Below are 21,196 nucleotides of genomic sequence, written 5' to 3'. Positions count from 1 at the left end.
TACGCCGGGAGAGTAGGTAGTTGCCATATTTATTTAAAACCTCTAACAAACCAAATTGTTAGAGGTTTTTTTATGTATCCATTTGAAGGAAAAGCAATAAATCTTTATTTATATAAATAACAATAATATAAGTAGGACAAAAAATAAATACACTGGCATTATAAAAAAACGCAAATTTGTAATGTCCATGTCTTAAATATAAACCTGCAATCTATGCGGCCAATTCCTATACCAAAGCACATATTATCTTGTTGGCAAAGTGGTTTATCTACTTCGCAAAAAATAGATACCATAAAAGCCAATTACAGTCAATTACTAAAAGGCGAGCCGCAAGTTTCTATTGTAATACCAGCCTATAACGAAGAAGCTAATATTTTACAAACACTACTATCTCTTAGCAGTAATAATACGCACTACTCAGTAGAAATAATAGTTGTAAACAATAACTCTAAAGATGCTACTGAACAGCTTGTAACAGCTAGCGGTGTTACTTGTGTAAATGAGTTAAAATCAGGTATTACAGCCGCTCGTACTGCTGGCTTAATGGCTGCTAAAGGGCAATATATTTTAAATGCCGATGCTGATACCATTTACCCACAAGACTGGGTAGAACTCATGATTAGTCCACTAGAAAGTACTAGTGTAGCACTTACTTATGGATGCTTTGCTTTTATACCAGTAGGCAGTACAGGCAGGCTTAGCTATGTCTGTTACGAATACATTACCGATATTATTAGACTAGTAAAAAAATATACCAAAGACGAAGCCGTAAATGTATATGGTTTTAATTCTGCGTATCGCAGAGCACAAGGTCTTGCAGTAGACGGCTATCAACACCCACCAGGTAGCAATGAAGATGGTTACTTAGCTTTAAAACTAAGAAATAATGGCTACGGTAAGTTGCATTTAGTTACCAATACTAAAGCACTCGTATGGACCACCGACAGACGTATACAAACAGATGGTGGCTTTATTAAGGCAACTTTTCAGCGAGTAAAAAACTTGCTATGGCCTAGTAAAACAATTACCATCAGGCAAGATTTATAAACTAGAAAATACTATGTTGTAATTATTTGTACTATATTTATTGTAACATCATCAAATCCTAAAAATTCTAAACTATATTTCCTATGAGCAATGCAACCGATAAGGCTAAAATAATGCTAGTAGAAGACGATGTGTTTATGCAGACGTTACTTAACGAGTTTTTGTCAGCAAAATTTACCGTAACTACTTATGTAAATGGTATTGATGCGATGGCAGCCCTACAAGATGGCAACTTGCCAGATCTAATTATCTCAGACTTAAATATTCCTGAACTAAGCGGTACAGAATTAATAGCACAAGTAAAAGCGAGTGATTTTTTTAAAGCCATTCCTATTATGATCTTATCAGGCGAAGAAAGTTCTGAATTGCGTATTAAATGTTTAAACGCAGGGGCAGATGATTTTGTAGTGAAGCCATTTAACCCACGTGAGTTAGATGCAAGAATTAACGTCATCTTGCGCAGAATAGGTAAATCGTAGTTAGCTTTAAAAATCCATTAGCCATGAACCCAGCAGAAACCAATACAGAAATTATCGCTCTTATTAATTGCGATAACATCACCAAAACATCGTTTGATGCTTACCAACTTGGTGGTAGAACTATCATGTATTTTGAAAATGGTATAGAACTCATAAACAATTGGAAGAAGAATAAACTACAAATAGTAGCCATTGTATCGCAAAGCGATGTACTATCTGTAAATGGTATTTCGCTTTTAGAAAACCTAGAAAAGCGACAATTATTAAGCACGCCATTTTGCCTAATACTACCTAAAGAACAACTTTCTGAACATAAACGCAAGCTTGCTTTAGAAAGTGGTGTAGCAGAGCTTTTTACCACACCGCTCAATGCAGAAAGTATAGAAACAAGGCTCAACTTCTTAATAGCCAATTGGGGAAAAATTAGTAATAAACAACAGCACAAAGCATTTGCCCCATACAAAACAGAGTTCTTAAAAAGAGCGTTTGATATACTATTTGCAGGTACAGCACTTATCTGTTTATCGCCATTGTTTTTAATTATTTATTTATGGATAAAACTTGAATCTAAAGGCCCAGCATTTTACTACGCACTGCGTGTAGGCACAGGCTATAGAGTGTTTAAGTTCTATAAATTTCGCTCAATGTTTACTGATGCAGATAAGCGCCTAAAAGATTTAAAGCACTTAAACCAATATGCAGTTAATAAAGAAGAAGAGATACCTATTTCAGATGATTTAGATGTACGCTGTGCAGAATGTAAAGCCGCTGATATTGCTTGTAGATTCCCTATTTACGCCGATAATATTCAGTGGTGCGAGCAAAGCTATATTGAGAATAAAAGCAGCAAGGCTAACTCTGCTTTCTTTAAGCTTAAGAATGATCCTAGAATTACAAAAGTGGGCAAGTTTATACGCAACACAAGTATAGATGAATTGCCTCAGCTATGGAATGTTATTATAGGTGATATGAGTATTGTAGGTAACAGACCATTACCATTGTACGAGGCAGAAAAACTAACATCTGATAGATATGCCTTACGCTTTTTGGCACCAGCAGGTATTACAGGCTTGTGGCAAGTAGAAAAAAGAGGTAAGGGCGAAATGAGCGAAGACGAACGCTTGATGCTAGACAATAAATACGCCGAGAATCACAGCTTTGTAAACGATATAAGGTTGATACTAAAAACAATACCTGCTTTGTTTCAAAGCGAGAGTGTTTAAACTCGTTCCCATTGGTTAGTAGTAAAGTTATATTGCTTTATTACCCTTGCAGGGTTGCCTACTGCTACAGAATATGGTGGAATACTTTTGGTAACAATAGCACCAGCAGCAATAACACTGTGCTTACCAATAGTCACGCCGGCTGTAATAACAGCGTTAGCAGCAATCCAGCAGTCGTCTTCTATCACAATCGGTGCAGTTAAAATAGTTTGGTATTGTATGGGTGTGTTAATGTCTCGGTACTCGTGATTAAGTGCACTAGCTACAATGTTTTGGGCTAAAATAACATTTTTACCAATAGTGATAGGGCCAATAATAGTATTGCCCATACCAATGAGTGTATGGTTGCCAATATGCACAGCGCCTACACCATTGTTAATGGTACAGAAATCTTCTATAGTGGCATAACTGCCTAAAGAGAAGGGATTGAAAGGTAACACATCAAGCCTTGTACGAGCTCTTATTTTAGCGCCTTTGCCACGCTTATGTACAAATGGATTGACAAACCATTTTACCCAAAGCCTAGGTCTAGCTTCGTTTTTAGGAATTAATAACCTATGGATGAACTGCTTGGCAGAAGGATATTTATCGATGATGGATTTAAGCTGCATAAGTGTAAGGATAGCGGTTTAGGAATATTGATTAGCAGTGTAATAGCCGGAAATTAAAACTAAAATTAAAAAATGCGTTCCAGTAACTTTACAAACATATTCAATTTCTCCCAACCTAATCAACATACTGCTTCTATGCTTGCTTATCCGAAATTGCTTCTTACTGCATTACTACTTACAATAAGTACAATGGCATTTTCGCAAGAGTCATTGATGAAAGAAATGGATACGGCGCTTTTGCGCAAGCTAATAGATACTGCCAAAGTATATTACCCCAAAGTAAAAACCTTTAACCATACTGTAAATATTGCTGAAGAAGGTGTAAAAAAAGCAAAGCTTTCTTGGTACGATTTATTAACCTATTCGTTTTCTTACAGTCCTTCAAATGCTACTACTATTGTAAGCCCTACACTATCAGGTATGCAGTTTGGTTTGTACTTTAATATTGGCAACTTGCTATTAAAGCCGCATAATATTAAGCAGGCAAAATCTGAATTAGAAATAGCCAAACTAAATAAACAAGAGTATAATTTGGCAATAGAAGCTGAGGTAAAAAGTAGGTACTACCGTTATGTACAACAGTTGACCGTATTAAAACTTCAGCGAGAAACTTTATTAGATATAGATGCCTTGCATAAGCAGGCTAAATATAGATTTGAAAGAGGTGAAGAAACCTTGGAAAACTATACCAAAGCCATTGTAGAACTAAATGGGCAAAGACAAACCATTTTGTCGGCAGAAGGTTATGTGTTAATAGCAAAGAGTACATTAGAAGAAATTATTGGTAAAAAACTAGAAGACATTCATTAATGGAACTACCTAAATTCATAAAATTACTTAAAAAGCGCAAGTACGTTTTACTAGGTGTGCCACTATTTGCCATAGGTATTACTTATTTTTTGGTACGCAAAATGCCCGACGCTTATGCTTCAAAAGCTACTATGGCTACAGGCTTAGTAGATCAATCGGAGCAATTTGTTTTAGATGATAGCAAGAACAACGATCAAGAATCTAAAATCAATCAGCAGTTTAGTAACATTATGCAAATGATGCAGCTAAAACGTGTGTTAGAACAAGTATCGTATCGCTTAATTATCCACGACTTATCGAAAGATACACCTTACCTAAAAGACAATAAATTATTTAAAGAGCTTAATAAAGATGCTAAGGCACATGCGCTAGAAACTTTTACAGAATTATATCGCACAAATCAATCTTTAGACATTAACAACCGTGATCATAGAGGCTTGAAAAAAGTGCTTGAGAGTATGGGTTACGATGACCAAACATTGAAGAAGAAATTGGTTATTTATCGCTCAAATAATAGCGACTATGTTAATATAGAATACGAATCGCCTTCGGCAGAATTATCTGCAACCATTTGTAATGTAGAGTGCGAAGAAAGCATTAAATATTACTCAGAAATAGTTAAAAAAGGCAGACAAGAAGCGGTTAACTTTTTAGACAGCATTCTTAAGCAGAAAAAAGCCGTGATGGACAATTATATGTCCTTGCTTAAAAACTATAAAATTAATAACCGCGTACTAAACTTAAATGAGCAAGCCAAAAGCTTTTATGGTTTATTAGCCGACTTTGAAACTAAGATAGAACTAACACAAAAAGACATTGCCTCATACAAAGGTGCTATAGAAAATATTGACGCAAAATTTAACCCCACAGAGCGAAAGTATATGGAGGGAGCGCTTACCAATATTAACCAAGAAATTGTACACACCAAAGATGTATTGAAGCAGCTAAACGATGATTATATCACTAGCAATTTTAGTCCAAGATATAAGACCAAGGTAGATTCTATGTCTGCAGTATTAACGTTTCAAATTAATCAAGCGAACGACAAGTACATACACAATCCATTAGCTGTAAAGCAAAACTTAGCGCTAGAAAAAGTAAAGCTTGAAATAGGGCTTGATATTGCAAAATATAGCTTAACTACTTTGCAACAAGAGCTAGCAAAATTGAACTTTCGATTTGATAAATTAGTGCCACACGAAGCGGTAATTCAGAGTTATGAACAATCGATTGATTTTGCTAGCAAAGAGTACATTGAGATACTTAAAAAATACAACCAAACAGCTTTAGAATCTACACTATCAATTCATTTAAAGCAAATAGAAAAAGCATTACCTGGGCCTAAGCTCGCTAGCAAAAAAATGCTACTAATGATATTGGCTGGCTTGGTAAGTTTTATACTTTGCTTGGTTATATTTTTTGTACTGTTTTATTTGGATGATTCTATAGGTACGGTAAAAGAATTGGCCAATAAAACAGACATCACTGCACTAGGTTATTTACCAATGCTGCACCACTCTATGTTACAGCTGCAACAGTTGTGGGCCGATAAAAGCCAAGGTAGTATGTACTATAAAAATCGCTTGAGAGATATACGTTATGAGGTAGATACAGAAATTAGTGACCATCAGTTACTACTTGTAACAAGTATGAAAAATGGCGAAGGCAAAACCATATTTACACTAAGCCTTGCTTATGCTTATTCTATCATTAACAAAAAAATACTGGTTATAGACGGCAACTTTACTAATGCGTCTATTACAGACATTGCAAAGCCAACCTATTACTTAGAAGATTATTTATCAGGTAAAATTGCAGCCACCGCTTTTGCCACTGGTAATGCTGTAGATATAATAGGTACGTATGGTACAGATGTATCGCTACTGGAAATAAGCGATGAGAAAAATGTAACAGAAAAGCTTGCAGCACTTAATGCACATTATGATATAGTACTGATAGAAATACCAGCGCTAGAAAACTTAAACAAAGCAAAAGAGTGGATAGCTTTTGGTGATAAAGTGGTATCTGTGTTTCAAGCGCACCAAACCATTACGCCTGTTACACAGCAGTTTGTTAACTACTTTATATCGCTACAACCTAAGTTTATAGGCTGGGTACTTACAAAAACTACCAACGATAAATTGAAGTTTAAAAAGCCTAAAAAATCTACCCAATCATCCTAATACCTGTGCAAGATGAGTCAATCCATTATTCCTATCATTTGGGCTATTATACAAGTATTTATTGGCTACAACTTGGTGTTTCCATTGGTGCTATTGTTGTTGTATTTATTGGCAAATAAATCCATTGTAAAATCAAGCTCTACAACTGAAGCAGATTATGCCATTATTGTAACGGCTTACGAAAACACAGCCTTACTACCAGTTGTAGTAGCATCGCTTTTAAAACTCAAATACAGTAACTACTTGGTGTACATAGTAGCTGATAAATGTGATATAAGCAATTTACATTTTGATAGTGATAAAGTAATTTTACTAAGACCAGAAGAAACTTTGGCAAGCAATACTAGGTCGCATTTTTACGCCATTAATCGCTTTAAAAGGCAGCACGAAAGGCTTACCATTATTGATAGTGACAACCTTGTTGATGAGAATTATTTACTAGAACTAAACAAATATTTTGATGCTGGTTTTTCTGCTGTGCAAGGCGAACGTAAAGCTAAAAATTTAAACACTATTTATGCTTGCCTTGATGCTGCAAGAGATGTGTACTATCATTTTTACGATGGTCAAGTATTGTTTGGTGCAGGTTCGTCGGCCACACTAGCAGGTTCTGGTATGGCTTTTACCGTGCAGTTGTATAAAGATTGCCTAGCACATTTGGATATTACTGGTGCTGGCTTTGATAAAGTATTGCAGAAGGAAATTTTGCTTAGGAAACATAGAATAGCTTTTACCAAAGACGCTATTGTGTACGATGAGAAAACAACTGGTAGTGATCAATTGGTAAAACAACGTGCAAGATGGATAAACACTTGGTTCAAGTATTTTAAATTTGGGTTTGTAATATTGGCAAAAGGCATTACCAATTTTAATTGGAATCAATTGGTTTTTGGCTTGGTATTATTACGCCCACCCTTGTTTATTTTTCTGTTATTATCAGTTGCTTGTATGCTTGCAAATGTGGTGTTGAATCCTTTAGTAGCCTTGTATTGGTTAATAGGTTTAGGGCTATTCGTTTTCGGTTTTATATTGTCGCTATTGGTGTCTAATACCGATAAACGTATTTATCAATCGCTGATTAATATTCCAAAGTTTATGTTCTTTCAAGTATTGTCGCTATTAAAAGTTACCAAAGCCAATCAAGTTTCGGTAGCTACTACACATGCTGTAGATACAAGTATTGAGGATATAAAAAGTAATAACTAAACCAAGATGTAATAGTACCAACCATGCGTACCGAACCAGAAAAAACCGTAGATAATTCGCCTGAACTTAAAGCGAAAAGTCAAGCAGCAATAGATGCTGTTACACACAAAGTAGCGGTAGCATTTGCCTTGTTAATTGTGGTGTTTTTTTTCTTTAAAATGTTAGTACCTTGATTGATCAATTGCACATACCATTACAAGCACCCGAACAAAAGGGATGGCAATACTTTAAAGCCAAGTGTAGGCAATACATACTGGTAGAAAAGTTGCTGAATGTATATGGTATTGCTTTGCTTGCAATTGTTTCATGTTTATTAGCAATGTTAGTTGCAAAGTCTGGTGTTACGTTTGCCATTTTAATAGCGATTGGTTTAGTAGCAGTACCAATTGTAGTTGGCTTAGTTATCTATCCAAAATTTGGCATTATTGTTTACTTAATGCTAGCTTTCACCATTATGTTTTGGTTGCGCTATGGCGTTACTTTTCCATTAGGTACATTAATGGATGGCATGCTAGCTTTGTTTATACTTGGCTTGTTTATTAAGCAAAAGCAAGCTATAAAACCCAATTGGATTCGTTTTAAAAACCCCATTAGTACTTGGATTTTGGTGTGGATTATTTACAACATTTTAGAGTTTGGTAATCCTGCTGCAGACTCACGTTTAGCATGGGTTTACACCATTAGAAATATGGCTTTTGTGGCTATGATGTACTTTATATTCATGTACAATATCAACGATAAAAAGTACATCAAATTAATATTAAAATGTTGGCTTGGTTTTATGGTATTTGCAGCATTGTATGCGGCCAAGCAAGAGTTTATAGGCTTTGCAGATTTTGAAGAACGCTACAACAATTCGCCAGGTATTCCTTTACTGTTGTTTTTAGCAGGTCATTGGCGCAAGTACTCGGTTTTTTCCGATCCTGTAACCTTTGCTTATAACATGGCTATTGCGAGTTTGTTATGTGTAGGCTTACTCACAGGACCATTAAAGCCCATTAAGAAATTTATCCTCGTTATTATTATTGCCATCCTTTTGGTCAATATGATATTTTCTGGTACAAGAGGTGCTTTTCCTTTGGTACCAGCAGGCTTAATGCTGTATTGCATTTTAAAGTTTAGTAGACAAATTTTGATGTTTGGTATTGTGGCTGCTTTATTTATTGGCTTCTTAATAGTAATGCCAACTTCTAATCAAAACATTCTACGTTTTCAAACAGCTTTTAGACCCAATGAAGATGCTTCTTATAAAGCAAGGAAAATTAATCAAGCACGTATAAAGCCATATGTATGGAGTCATCCAATGGGTGGCGGTTTAGGTTCTGTAGGTGAATGGGGAAAGAAGTTTTCACCAGGTTCGTACTTATCTAATTTTCCACCAGATAGTGGTTATGTACGTACTACAGTAGAGCTTGGTTGGATAGGTTTATTTATTTTCTGTTGCATGATTTTTACTATCATAAAAACTGGTATTGACAACTATTTTAAAATTAAAGACCCTGAACTTAAGTCGTATTGTTTGGCGGCAACCTTAATGGTGTTTACATGGAATATTGCAAATTTTCCACAAGAGGCTTTGGTTCAATATCCATCTAATGTGGTGTTTTACTTAACCATTGCTTTAATAAATGTAACCCTGCGGTTAGATGAAGCGCAACAACAAAAATCCCTTAGCTATGCATAACCCTGAAACCCTTATCAATAGAGACATTGTGGTGGTTGGTCAGCAACCATGGGATGTTGAAATTGGTAGTAATTGTAAAGATATTGCACTAGAATTTGCCAAGCATAATAGAGTGCTGTATGTGAATTCGCCATTGGATAGAATTACCATGCTGCGCCATAAAGCAGATGCGAAAGTGCAAAAAAGAATTGCTGTAATTAAAGGTGAACAGCCATCTCTTGTAGCTATACAAAACAATCTTTGGAATTTGTTTCCAGATGAAATGATTGAATCTATTAACTGGCTGCCTAGCCAATTTTTGTTCGATATTTTTAATAAGCGCAACAATCAAAAACTCGCTAAAAGTATTGGCAAAGCCATACAAACATTGGGTTTTAAAGATGTGATACTCTTTAACGATAACGATATGTTTCGTTGTTTTTATTTGCCAGATTTACTAAAGCCTTCAATAAGTATTTATTACTCTAGAGATTTTATGCTTGCGGTAGATTATTGGAAAAAACATGGTACTCAATTAGAGCCATTGTTGATTGCTAAAAGTGATATTGCTGTAGCTAATTCAACCTATCTAGCTAATTACTGTAAGCAATACAATGCTAAAAGTTTTTATGTAGGGCAAGGTTGCGATTTAGGTTTATTTGCGCAGCCAGAAGCTACCATAATGCCAGAAGATATAAAGCCAATAACTAAGCCTATTATTGGTTATGTAGGGGCGTTACAATCGTTACGGTTAGATATGGCCATTATAGAACACTTAGCCAAAGAACAACCTACTTGGCAAATAGTATTGGTAGGGCCAGAAGACGATGCCTTTAAAGCTAGTAGCTTGCACCAAATACCTAATGTACATTTCTTAGGTAGCAAGCCGCCAACATCTTTGCCAGCTTATATTAATGCGTTTGATGTGTGTATTAATCCACAAATAGTGAACGCTGTAACTATAGGTAATTATCCGAGAAAAATAGATGAATATTTAGCTGCAAGCAAACCAACAGTAGCTACACAAACAGAAGCTATGAGCATTTTTAGCGACCATGTCTATTTGGCTACAAGCAAAGAAGATTATGTAACATTGATTGCAAAAGCGTTAGCAGACAACAACGAAGTTTTAGCTGATGCGAGAAAAACATTTGCTACATCGCACACATGGGAAAACAGTGTGAAAGACATTTATAAAGCTATCAACTCTGTACAAAACCAATAAACCTTAAAAAAACATCCAAACTATGAAACCAATCGCCTCACCCATTAAGCGCAACGAATCGCTGGATTACTTACGTGGTCTTGCTGCTACAGGTGTTATGTTTTACCATTTAAGCTTGTTTAGCTTTGGCGAAAGCGATGCGAGTAGCTTTATTGCACGTGTAAAAATTTATGCCGTTTCTATATTTTACGTCTTAAGCGGTCTTACATTATTTATTGCCAACACCAAATCATTAGAGCTTAATAAAAACAGCTTAATTGAATTTTACTTAAAACGTTTCTTTCGCATTTTTCCATTGCTATGGTTGGCTACTTTGTTTACATATCTTTTGAAATCAAGCCCAGAAATGTACACCATCAAGCATTTGATAGTTAACATCACCATTGTGCCAGGTATGTTGCGTTCTGATGCATTTGAAGCCAATGGTGCTTGGTCTATAGGTAATGAGTTGTTTTTTTATGTATTTTTTCCTGTCTTATTTTTCATTTACAGAATAAGCAAGACTTACTTACTAATTGCTGTAGCACTCATTTTTGCAGCGTTTTGTGCCTTTACATTTAAGCTAATAGATCCAACCATTAACCTCGGTTATCAATGGTCTAAGTACGTCAATCCATTCAATCAGTTCTTCTATTTTGCCATAGGCATTTATATAGCTACGCTTAAAAAGCCTGCAGATTGGTTGGTAAAGTTAGCACCTTTATTAATCGCTGTATGCTTTGCTGTTATTGCATTGTACCCACAAAGTGGTGAACCTGTAGTGCTAGTAACAGGTGTTACAAGATTGGTGCTATCTGCCTTTGTAATTGCTATGTGCTATTTGTTCTACATCAGTGAGTTTAGCTTTTTTCCTAGCTTCTTAAAAAAGGCACTCAAGTATTTAGGTGATACGAGTTATGCCATCTATTTGATACATCCATTGGTACACATAATAGTGCATAGTGTTAGCGAAAAGTATTTACATTGGAATGCTTATACGGTAATAGCTGTAACTGTCGCCATTACAATACCGTTAAGTGGCTTGGTGTACGAATATTTTGAAAAATATTTTATGCGCCTTGGTAAAAAAACAATTGATAATAGAAGAGCTGACGCTGTAAAAGCTACTATTTAAAGAAATATAAACTAAAGACATGAAACCATTAACCATTGTTGTTGCTTGCGATAATCACTACATTATTTTGCTTGCAGCATTAATAAAATCGATAGAAGCCAACCTTGCAGCCGATAAAAAGATAGAGATATTTATTATTGCAGATAATGTAAACGATACGAATAAACAGAAGCTTCAACAATCTGTAAATACTGCTATTACCACGCTTGTATGGAAGGAAATGGCAAGTGTAATTCCAGTAGGGATGAAGCTGCCATTGGATAGAAGTTCGTATCCTTTAAATATTTACATGCGTTTGTTTATACCGTATTTTATTCCTGCGGAAATAGAAACTGTATTGTATTTAGATGTAGATATGATTGTGCAGAAAGACGTGTCTACCTTGTTTGATATAGACTTAAGCCAGCATGTAGTTGCTGCTGTTTTAGACCCAAGAATTATCACATTCGACAATAGCTGGGGTGGCGTTTTAAACTATCAAGAACTTGGCTTGCCAGGCACTACACGTTATTTTAATACTGGCTTATTGGTAATGAATACTAAGTTGTGGCGAGAGCAAAATGTAACCGAGAAAATTATTGATTGTATAGAACAACATAAAAAATTTGCCAATTACCCTGACCAATATGGTTTGAACGTAGTGCTTGCGAATCAGTGGTTAGAACTAGATCCATTGTGGAATCATTTTTCAACTATTGAAACGGCTGAAAATCCATACTTGATTCATTTTGTAGAACGCAAGCCCATTTATAAAGCCTACAATTATAGCAAAACATTTAAGCAGATATTCTATAGCTACTTAAAGCAAACCGCTTGGAAGAATTTTAAGCCTATTGGCGAATCATCACGCTATATAAAAAAGCTAAAAAATATCCTGAATAAGTTACTGAGTAAATAAGCTTATGCCTTTTTCATTTGACCTCTGCTACCAGTAAGTACATTGTGTAGCTTTGGTGAAAGTCTTGCTATTACTGTGTTTAAGCCAATACAAAAAGCAATCATTATTATAGGTAGCGTGAAAAAGGCGATTAGTTTTGCCATTTCATCACCACCAAGAAGTGCGATGCACGGCTTAATTAAAATAGTCAATAAAGGTTCGTGACAAGCATATATAAAAAAGGATGAGCCGATGATAGATAAAAACCAAGGTTTACTCATGCAGTAATTTACCAGCTTATCTAACCCAAACCATACTAGTAAAATACTTGGTATAATGTGCGCTACATGTATAACTTGTAGAATAGCGTTTGTAAAACTGCTAAAGTAGTAATTGCCATAAATAGCTACCCAAGTTTTTAGGGTTACTAGTATCAGTACTACAATTAGCCAAAATGGCGCATTGAAAAAATCAGGCTTAGTAGTAATATCTACTTTTTGCATTTGTAAATACATACCTACTGCGAAATAAAATACAAGCGTATAATGGTTGTTACTTAAACCAGTAACCAATATAAACAACATCATCAACACCCAAATTGGTGCTTTTTGTAAACAATATTTGATAATAGGATAGCAAACAACAAATGCAAATACTACTCGTAAAAACCACAACTGAAAAGGGATTGGCGAGATAAACAATCTGTAGGCAAAGTCGTGCAATGTGTAAGTGCTTATTTTTTTACCCCATAAACCTTCAGTACTATTTGGCAATAAAAAGTGTTCAATAATTGCCATGAAAACAATAGCAATACCACTAAAAAGTAAATAGGGTAGTAATAGGGTTCTTACTTTTTTCTTGATAATTTCTATGTAGGTAATATTGGGTTTGTAAGCTAATAAGTAGCCTGAGATAATCATGAGTAATGGTATTCTAAACCGTAATAAACCATTCGCAAAGAAAAACTCTATGAAATTTGTAATAGTAAAAGGCTCGTCTATTGTAGAGGTAGCGTATAATGGCAAATCGTTTACATTATACCCATGAATAAAAACCAACAATACCATGCAGAAAAAGGATAGAAAATATATTTTCTGGCTAACGGGTTTGTTCATATTAGGTTGTTACAGGGCTGTAAAAGTATGTATTGTAAACGATTTTGCTTTGCAAATAAAAAATTAGATAAAGCACTTCTTATCACTTTTTATTGCCAAACAATTGGTCGAAACCCTAAAACGAATTACTTTCATCATTAATTGTAGTAACTGAAAAGTTTTATAAAATCAATCCATCCTAAAATGCCCCTTGCCTACCTGATATTAGCCCACGCAAACCCATCGCAACTACAAAGGCTTGTACAAAAACTCTCAAATAGCCAAACTGATATTTACATACACATTGATGCAAAAGCCAAGCTTGCAGATTTTATGCTGATAGCTGCATTGCCAAACGCGTATTTTGTAACTAAACGAGAAAAAGTGTATTGGGGCGCTTATAGCATTGTGCAAGCTACAGTTAACGGTTTTGAGCAAATGCTAGCATCTGGTAAACCTTATGACTATATCACCTTGTTAAGTGGTCAAGATTATCCTTTAAAAAGTAATGCAGTAATTCAAGACTTTTTCAAAGTCAATCCTAATAAAGCTTTTATGGAATTTTATTCGGTAAATGATGTATGGCGAGAAGCCATACCAAGGCTTACTAAATACTATCTTACCAATTATCCATTTGCAGGTAGTACAAAGCTAGAAACCTTACTAAACAAGCTTTTGCCCAAAAGAAAACCACCAAAAGACTTAGTGTTTGTAGGCAGGTCACAATGGTTTAGTATTACTTTGGCGCAAGCAAAATATATTGTTACAACGCTTGCTACTAACCACAAATTAAGGCGCTACTTTAGCTTCACTTGGGGCAGCGATGAGTTTGTGTTTCAAACACTGTTGTATAATTCGCCCTTTAAAGAACAAATGGTAAATGATAATCTGCGCTATATAGATTGGTCACTAGGTGGTGCAAGCCCTAAAACATTTACGATTGCTGATGCTGACACCTTGCTACAAAGTTATAAATTATTTGCTAGAAAATTTAATGAAGCTACTGATGTAGAAATTTTAAACACAATTGATGCTAGCAATCCACAGCTTGTTTAACTTTACTGCAACTTGTCATCAGCCTTAAAACCTCATCCAATGAACCTATCAAAATTTAAGAATAAGCACTTCTTAGCGCTAGTAGGTAATTTGGTTATTTCTGGTTTTAGTGTATTGACTATTGCATTACTCTATCGTGTACTGTCTAAAAACGACATGGGTATTTGGTTTTTCTTCCTCACTATTTCAGGCTTGGCTGATGCCATACGTAATGGCTTTTTAACTACCGCAACAGTAAAATTCTACGCAGGCACCACAAAAGAAAGAGGCAATGCTGTGCTTGGTTCTGTGTGGTATTTGGCAATAGCTTTAACACTTGGCATCGCCTTGCTAAGCTTTGTGGTATTGGCTTTTAGTAGCTTTATACGCAGCGAGCAACTGTTGATAGTATTAAAGTGGCTAGGTATTACGTTCATTAGTTCACTACCATTTTCTGTTACTTTTTGGATATTAATTGCAGAAGAAGATTACTTAAAAATACTAGGCTTACGTTTTATAAACAGTGGCGGTATGATAGCCACAATTGCTGTATTAGCGTTACTTCACAAAGCAAGTTTGCAAAATATTTTATTAGTTAATGTAGCTACCAATGTGGTTACAAGTACAGTTGCTTTACTACTTGGTTATTCTAAAATTAATAAGCTACAGTATAAAACCAAAGCATTAGTACAAGAAATTACGCACTTTGGCAAGTATAGCCTTAGTACCAACATGAGTGCTAATTTGCTAAGTACAGTAAATACATTTTTGATAACGTTTATGCTCGGCCCTGCTACTTTGGCCATTTACAATGCACCACAGCGATTAATGGAAATAGTAGAAATACCGCTACGTAGTTTTGTAGGTACAGGTATGAGTGCAATGGCTACAGCCTATAACAATAACAACATGTATCACTTAGTGCATGTAACTAAAAAGTATGCAGGCATGCTTTGCCTTGCATTTATACCCATAATTATAGTGGTACTGTTTGGTGCAGATTATGCAGTATTGCTGCTTGGTGGTGGTAAATATGCGGGTTCAGAGGCTGCCAATATTTTACGCATGTTGATTGTTGTGTCTTTTCTATATCCAATTGATAGGTTTAATGGCGTAACGCTTGATATCATTCAGCAGCAGAAAGTAAACTTTTATAAAGTGCTAGTAATGCTTGCTACAAATGTGCCTGTAACGTATTTTGGTATTTTGCTGTTACAAAATATTTGGGGCGCTGCAATTGCAATACCGTTTACTACATTGGCTGGTTTGTTATTTGGCTATTACCATTTGCGCAAGCATATAGATTATACCATTTGTGGTATTTTGAAAACAGGTTTTGTAGAAAGTAGAAACTTATTTTACGAGAAAATATTGCCAAAGCTGCCTTTTAAAAAAGCCAAACTATCGTAATCAAAACCTATTGCCTAAAACTAACTGCTACATACTATTTTGAAAAAAGTTTCCATCATAACTGTCAATTTTAATCACAGCCATGTAACAGATGCGTTGCTAGATTCTATTACTGTAAAAAACACCTATGCTAACATAGAAATAATTGTGGTAGATAATGCTAGCAGCAGTAATCCTATACCTGCTTGGCAAGTAAAATATCCTTACGTAACGTTTATTAGAAGTGAAGTGAATACAGGTTTTGCAGGTGGTAATAATATTGGTATAAAAGCAGCCACAGGTGATTATTTGTTTCTGGTAAATAATGATACTGAATTTACAGAAGGCTTAATTGAAAAACTAATAGCTACTTTAGAAGAGAATCCAATAATAGCAATGGTTTCACCAAAAATACATTACTACGATGTGCCTAATATGTTGCAATATGTAGGCTACACTGAGATGAATTATTTTACTGCTAGAAATAGTCAACTTGGGCAATTTGAAACTGATAATGGCCAGTACCAACACCTAACTGGTAAAACAGGTTTTGCACATGGTGCAGCTATGATGGTTACTAGAGCCGCAATTGAGAAAGTAGGCTTAATGGCTGAGAACTTTTTCTTGTATTATGAAGAGTTAGATTGGTGTGCTAGAATGAAACATTCAGGCTTTGAAATTTGGGTAAATATGGATGCTTTAATCTATCACAAAGAGTCTATTTCTGTAGGTAAGCAAAGTGCTATTAAAGAGTATTTCATGAACCGTAATCGCATTTTATTTGAGCGTAGAAATGCTTCTAATTTTCAGTTTTCAGTTTTTATAATTTACTTTATTGGTTTGGTTACACCACGAAATATCATCAATTACGTTAAGCATAAACAATGCGGTTTTATTAAGTGGCTGCTTAAGGCTATTTGGTGGAACATTACGAATAGTGTAGACAGTAGCAAACTTGGTTATCCTTTAAAATAATTCCTATGAACATCATTTTTTGGGTGAGTCTTTTCATCATTTTTTATACCTACATCGGTTATGGTATTGTGTTGTATGCATTGGTAAAATTTAAGCGATTATTTGTAAAGCCAACACAATTAGTAGATGGCAGTTTCACACCATCATTAACGCTTATTGTAGCTGCCTATAACGAAGCTTCTGTAATTGATGAAAAGATACAAAACACCTTGCAACTTATTTACCCAAAAGATAAGCTACAACTCATTTTTGTAACAGATGGTTCTACAGACGATACACCTAATGTTATTGCTAAATACCCGCAAATAAAGCTATTACATAAAGATGGCAGAAGTGGTAAAATAAATGCTGTACATAGAGCTATGGGCGAAGTAAATACAGACATAGTGGTGTTTACTGATGCTAATACTTTTTTAAATGAAAATGCCTTACTACGTATTGCTAAGCATTATATTGACCCAAAAGTTGGCGCTGTTTCTGGCGAAAAACGCGTAGCAATAGAAGCCAATGATGATGCTACCGCTGGTGAAGGATTTTATTGGAAATATGAATCTGCGCTTAAGAAATGGGATGCTGAATTCTACTCAGTGGTTGGTGCTGCTGGCGAGTTATTTAGCATACGAACTGACTTGTATGTAGCTGTAGAGCCTGATACCTTGTTGGATGACTTTATGATATCGATGAAGATAGCAATGAAGGGCTATAAAATTGCTTACGATGCTGATGCTTATGCGATGGAATCATCATCAGAAAATTTAAAAGAAGAGTATAAACGCAAAGTACGTATTGCTTCTGGTGGTATTCAGTCTATTATAAGAACTAGCAAATTATTCAATCCATTTTTTAGGCCACTACTTGGTTTTCAGTATGTAAGCCACCGTGTTTTGCGCTGGACAATTACGCCGTTTTTAATGCTTTTGGTAGTGTTTGTAAACGCGTATTTGCTAGTAGATAATTTCAATTGGTTGCTAGCAATCATTATGATTGGGCAGGTTTGCTTTTACAGCCTGGCTGCTTTAGGATGGTTGCTAGAACGTAAAGAAGTGCGCATTAAAATCTTGTTCATTCCTTACTATTTCTGCTTCATGAATTATTGCGTATTGGTAGGTATTTACCGCTATTTCTTTACACAAAAATCTTCTGTGCTTTGGGATAAAGCAAAACGTAAACAAGGATTAAATTAACCACACATGCATTTGCTGTACGAAGTCTCTGACTTCGTATTTTGTATGTTCTTCCGAGTCTCAAGACTCGCTTGATAACGCTAAAAAAATAAGAGACTTCGTAGGTGCGTTTATCTTATTTGCGCCACTTAAATGTGTTGATGAGATGACGTACATCATCTACTAAAAAACTATTTACAATGCCAAGCGAATCAGCGTTTGGCGTGGTATTAAAGTACAATGCGCCACGTAAAAAATGCTTGGTTGTATCAGTTAAAAAAAATTGATTAGCAGTCGCAACATCGCCACCTACATTAAAAAATAAGCCGTGCACACCATTTGGCGTAGCTATTAATGAATCGTCTATTGATACGGCTTTCGTGCTGTGTTTACTTGTCATTTTAAACGCATCATTCAGTAGCGTATCAAACTTGTTCTTGCCAATTTCTTTGTAGCTAATGTACATACGGCCTTGAAACTGAGGAAAGTCAATATTAATCCACCATGGGTTTTCTGTGGCTTCGCCAAAAAATACAGAATCCTTTAGTACCGTGGCATACACAGGATATTCAAACGTGTATGGATAACCTGGTTTATCAAATACTTGATATTTTTTTTCTGGAAAATTAATTTTAAAATAACCCCTTGGCTTAGCTACATAATTGCTATTACAGCTTATTGCTAGAATATAAATTGCAGGTAAAAGTATTAGGCAAAAACTTCTTTTCATAAAATACTCAATTCGTCTTTAACATCACACCAAATACTATTCACTAAGTTGTGGCTTAATAGTGACTTTAATTTTCTGAATGCGATTTTTTAAAACTTCTAAAACAGTAAACTCAAAATCGCCACAAGGCACTACTTGTAAGGCGGTGGGTATTTCGCCAGCAAGTTCAAGTACCAATCCTGCAAGCGAATCGCTTTCACCTTTTACAGCATCAAAAGTGTCTACATTTAAGTCCATGGCTTTGCACACATCATTTATCATGGTGCGGCCTTCAAATATGTAGTTATGATCGTCTAGCTTTTTAAAGTCAGTTTCTTCTTCGTCAAATTCATCTTTAATATCGCCTATCACTTCTTCTAAAATATCTTCTAATGTTACAATGCCACTTGTACCGCCAAATTCATCTACAACTACCGCAAAGTGTATACGCTTAGCTTGAAACTCTTTTAATAAATCCTCAATCATTTTTTGCTCGTGCACAAAAAATGGTTGACGAATAAGTTCGTGCCAATTGAAGTCATCTGCTTTATCAAGATGTGGAATTAAGTCTTTGGTATGAATCATACCTACTACCTTATCTAAATCTTCTTCATACACTGGTAATCGGCTGTAATGCAGTTCACTAGTAAGTTTCAGTAGTTGGGTAAATGATGTTTCTTTATCAATACCATTTACATCAACCCGTGTTTTCATTATCTGTTTCACGGTAATGTTGCCAAACTTAATAATGCCTTTTAGAATGCTTTTTTCTTTTATCGAAGCGTCGGTACTTGTAGTAATGTCTATGGCATGGTCAAGTTCTTCTAAGTTATAAGCACTTACTTTACTGGTTAATTTTTTTTCTATCGCATCGCTATAAGTCACTAGCCAAGTACTCATTCTTTTGCAGATTAAAAATACGAATTCTACAACCGGGCCAGCTTCTTTTGCAAAGCGAATATTGTTTTGCGTAGCCAATACTTTGGGCATCACTTCACCAAACAATAACAATAGAAATGTTACTGCTAATACTTTAATCAAAAATTCAAACCAAACAGCGTTGAACTTTTCGAAATTGAAGATGTCACTGATTAAAATGTTTGATATAACAATAATGGCAATATTGATAAAACTATTGGCTATTAGCAAGCAGCCAAGTAAAATTTTTGGATGCTCTAGTAAATCAATAATACGCTTGTAAGCCCCTTGCTGCTTGGTTTTTAGCAGATTGATGTCTTTATAAGTGAGCGAAAAAAAGGCAACTTCTGCACCGCTTAGTACAAAAGAAAAGAACAATAAACTCAGTAATAGGATAATTAATACTGTAGTGCCTTGCATATTAATAGCCGCAATAGCTGCTAGTGGTGAAGCAAGAAATTGTAGTACCGAGGGATGATAATCCAAAGCCAATGGTTTAGTTAAACAATAACACTAAAATTAGCACATTTGCTACAATAGTGCGTTAATACTTGTCGCAAAAATATTTGTAAAAGCTATACTAACGCTTTTTTAGAATGGTAAGCTATCGCTAGGGTCTGTAATTGGTGGTATATTATCGCCGTCAAAGTGCTCTAAACCCTCACCGTGTGTGCCGCCGTCACCTCTTTTATCTAGCATTATTAAATTATCACCAACAATTTCTGTGGCAAATTTCTTGTTACCGTCTTTGTCTTCCCAGCTACGTGTACGCAAGCGACCTTCTACAAAAATTAGGCTGCCTTTGTGTAAATATTTTTGGGCTAATTCGGCCAAGCCGCGCCACAAAACAACCGTGTGCCATTCAGTTTGAGAAATAGATTTACCACCACGGTCTTTGTAAGTTTCGGTTGTGGCTAGTGGAAATTTCGCTACACCAATATTGCCTTCTAGATACGTCATTTCAGGGTCTTTGCCCAAATTGCCTATCAATGTTACTTTATTAATGCCTCTCATACGGTACGGTTTAAATACTTGTTTTAAAATTTTACCTGCTTAAAAGTAACTTTTTTGTACAATTAAAATATTGTAATAATAAAAATGTTATAAAAAGGGCAAATTATAATGTGTATTTAACAAAAACATAGCCTACAAACGCAGCAAAATCATTCCAACAAGCACTATTTACACTTAGAAAACGTAATCATTATAAAACAACAAAGCACACTTTACGTGTGCTTTGAAAACATGCATCTTTTAAATACCCCTATTGAAAAGATAACACCTAGACCTCGAAAGTAGATTATCTGCTGCATCAAAAAAAACATTTTTTACCTTTTTTCTAAAAGCCACCAAAGTCGCTTACGGGTCTTTATTTTAAAATGTGTATTTACATAGCTTGAAATGCAGGGCAAACGCATCTAAATTTATTTTTTGCATACTTATTAAGTAAAGGCGAACGTTTTGGATAGAAAACA

General features: G+C 35.2%; 20 protein-coding genes. 15 read left to right on the top strand and 5 right to left on the bottom strand.

Annotation, left to right across the window (positions count from 1 at the left end; genetic code table 11):
• Positions 1-213 precede the first annotated feature (213 nt).
• The 3 genes from ACT9TX_RS17125 (at position 214) to ACT9TX_RS17115 (ending at position 2,749) form a co-directional block, all read left to right on the top strand.
• A complete protein-coding gene (locus ACT9TX_RS17125; RefSeq protein ID WP_481340118.1) occupies positions 214-1,047 on the top strand; it encodes a glycosyltransferase family 2 protein in 834 nt (277 codons plus the stop codon).
• Positions 1,048-1,130: 83 nt separating this feature from the next.
• Positions 1,131-1,526 (top strand): response regulator transcription factor, encoded by a 396-nt coding sequence (locus tag ACT9TX_RS17120; RefSeq protein WP_481340117.1) that lies wholly within the window; start codon positions 1,131-1,133, stop codon positions 1,524-1,526.
• A 23-nt stretch (positions 1,527-1,549) separates the two neighbouring features.
• Positions 1,550-2,749, top strand: coding sequence for a sugar transferase (locus ACT9TX_RS17115; protein WP_481340115.1), 1,200 nt, complete (start codon positions 1,550-1,552; stop codon positions 2,747-2,749).
• Here the strand turns inward: ACT9TX_RS17115 and ACT9TX_RS17110 are convergent.
• On the bottom strand, positions 2,746-3,360 hold the full coding sequence (locus ACT9TX_RS17110; RefSeq protein ID WP_481340114.1) for an acyltransferase: 615 nt from the start codon (positions 3,358-3,360) through the stop codon (positions 2,746-2,748). The two genes, ACT9TX_RS17115 and ACT9TX_RS17110, sit on opposite strands and share 4 nt — an antisense overlap.
• A 189-nt stretch (positions 3,361-3,549) precedes the next feature.
• Here ACT9TX_RS17110 and ACT9TX_RS17105 point away from each other — a divergent pair, with 189 nt between their 5' ends.
• From ACT9TX_RS17105 to ACT9TX_RS17070, 8 genes are read left to right on the top strand one after another with little or no spacing between them, the layout of a single operon-like run.
• Complete coding sequence (locus tag ACT9TX_RS17105) at positions 3,550-4,170, top strand: TolC family protein (RefSeq protein WP_481340112.1); 621 nt, start codon at positions 3,550-3,552, stop codon at positions 4,168-4,170.
• Positions 4,170-6,353, top strand: a complete 2,184-nt coding sequence (locus tag ACT9TX_RS17100) for an exopolysaccharide transport family protein (RefSeq protein ID WP_481340111.1) — start codon at positions 4,170-4,172, stop codon at positions 6,351-6,353. The genes ACT9TX_RS17105 and ACT9TX_RS17100 overlap by 1 nt, the downstream gene beginning before the upstream one ends.
• Before the next feature lie 12 nt (positions 6,354-6,365).
• Positions 6,366-7,559 (top strand): glycosyltransferase, encoded by a 1,194-nt coding sequence (locus tag ACT9TX_RS17095; RefSeq protein WP_481340109.1) that lies wholly within the window; start codon positions 6,366-6,368, stop codon positions 7,557-7,559.
• A 23-nt stretch (positions 7,560-7,582) separates the two neighbouring features.
• Positions 7,583-7,732: a hypothetical protein gene (locus ACT9TX_RS17090; protein WP_481340108.1), complete on the top strand. Its 150-nt coding sequence runs from the start codon at positions 7,583-7,585 to the stop codon at positions 7,730-7,732.
• Complete coding sequence (locus tag ACT9TX_RS17085) at positions 7,729-9,243, top strand: O-antigen ligase family protein (protein WP_481340106.1); 1,515 nt, start codon at positions 7,729-7,731, stop codon at positions 9,241-9,243. Before ACT9TX_RS17090 ends, ACT9TX_RS17085 begins: the two co-directional genes overlap by 4 nt.
• A complete protein-coding gene (locus ACT9TX_RS17080) occupies positions 9,236-10,447 on the top strand; it encodes a glycosyltransferase (protein ID WP_481340105.1) in 1,212 nt (403 codons plus the stop codon). The genes ACT9TX_RS17085 and ACT9TX_RS17080 overlap by 8 nt, the downstream gene beginning before the upstream one ends.
• A gap of 22 nt (positions 10,448-10,469) precedes the next feature.
• Complete coding sequence (locus tag ACT9TX_RS17075; protein ID WP_481340104.1) at positions 10,470-11,561, top strand: acyltransferase family protein; 1,092 nt, start codon at positions 10,470-10,472, stop codon at positions 11,559-11,561.
• Between the two features lie 19 nt (positions 11,562-11,580).
• Positions 11,581-12,459, top strand: coding sequence for a glycosyltransferase family 8 protein (locus ACT9TX_RS17070; protein ID WP_481340103.1), 879 nt, complete (start codon positions 11,581-11,583; stop codon positions 12,457-12,459).
• A 2-nt stretch (positions 12,460-12,461) separates the two neighbouring features.
• Here ACT9TX_RS17070 and ACT9TX_RS17065 read toward each other — a convergent pair whose 3' ends face one another.
• Positions 12,462-13,553: an acyltransferase family protein gene (locus ACT9TX_RS17065; protein WP_481340101.1), complete on the bottom strand. Its 1,092-nt coding sequence runs from the start codon at positions 13,551-13,553 to the stop codon at positions 12,462-12,464.
• A gap of 183 nt (positions 13,554-13,736) precedes the next feature.
• Between ACT9TX_RS17065 and ACT9TX_RS17060 the strand changes: the two genes are divergently transcribed.
• The 4 genes from ACT9TX_RS17060 to ACT9TX_RS17045 are packed head-to-tail and all read left to right on the top strand — an operon-like array spanning position 13,737 to position 18,115.
• Positions 13,737-14,588, top strand: a complete 852-nt coding sequence (locus ACT9TX_RS17060) for a beta-1,6-N-acetylglucosaminyltransferase (protein ID WP_481340100.1) — start codon at positions 13,737-13,739, stop codon at positions 14,586-14,588.
• A gap of 39 nt (positions 14,589-14,627) precedes the next feature.
• Entirely contained in the window at positions 14,628-15,977 is a 1,350-nt protein-coding gene (locus tag ACT9TX_RS17055; protein WP_481340099.1) for an oligosaccharide flippase family protein, read from the top strand.
• A gap of 39 nt (positions 15,978-16,016) precedes the next feature.
• The gene (locus tag ACT9TX_RS17050; RefSeq protein ID WP_481340097.1) at positions 16,017-16,931 is read left to right on the top strand and encodes a glycosyltransferase family 2 protein; all 915 of its coding nucleotides are present in this window, start codon (positions 16,017-16,019) and stop codon (positions 16,929-16,931) included.
• A 5-nt stretch (positions 16,932-16,936) separates the two neighbouring features.
• Positions 16,937-18,115: a glycosyltransferase family 2 protein gene (locus tag ACT9TX_RS17045; RefSeq protein WP_481340096.1), complete on the top strand. Its 1,179-nt coding sequence runs from the start codon at positions 16,937-16,939 to the stop codon at positions 18,113-18,115.
• A 115-nt stretch (positions 18,116-18,230) separates the two neighbouring features.
• On the opposite strand, the gene gldD is transcribed toward ACT9TX_RS17045, so the two are convergent.
• The 3 genes from gldD to ACT9TX_RS17030 all read right to left on the bottom strand — a co-directional run bounded on the left by gldD (position 18,231) and on the right by ACT9TX_RS17030 (position 20,735).
• A complete protein-coding gene (gene gldD, locus ACT9TX_RS17040) occupies positions 18,231-18,824 on the bottom strand; it encodes a gliding motility lipoprotein GldD (RefSeq protein ID WP_481340095.1) in 594 nt (197 codons plus the stop codon).
• A gap of 36 nt (positions 18,825-18,860) precedes the next feature.
• The gene (gldE, locus tag ACT9TX_RS17035; protein WP_481340093.1) at positions 18,861-20,207 is read right to left on the bottom strand and encodes a gliding motility-associated protein GldE; all 1,347 of its coding nucleotides are present in this window, start codon (positions 20,205-20,207) and stop codon (positions 18,861-18,863) included.
• A gap of 105 nt (positions 20,208-20,312) precedes the next feature.
• Positions 20,313-20,735, bottom strand: a complete 423-nt coding sequence (locus ACT9TX_RS17030) for a single-stranded DNA-binding protein (RefSeq protein ID WP_481340092.1) — start codon at positions 20,733-20,735, stop codon at positions 20,313-20,315.
• Positions 20,736-21,196 lie beyond the last annotated feature (461 nt).

The sequence above is a fragment of the Parasediminibacterium sp. HNIBRBA5674 genome (assembly GCF_056745525.1).
This window is presented reverse-complemented; position numbering and strand designations above follow the sequence as displayed.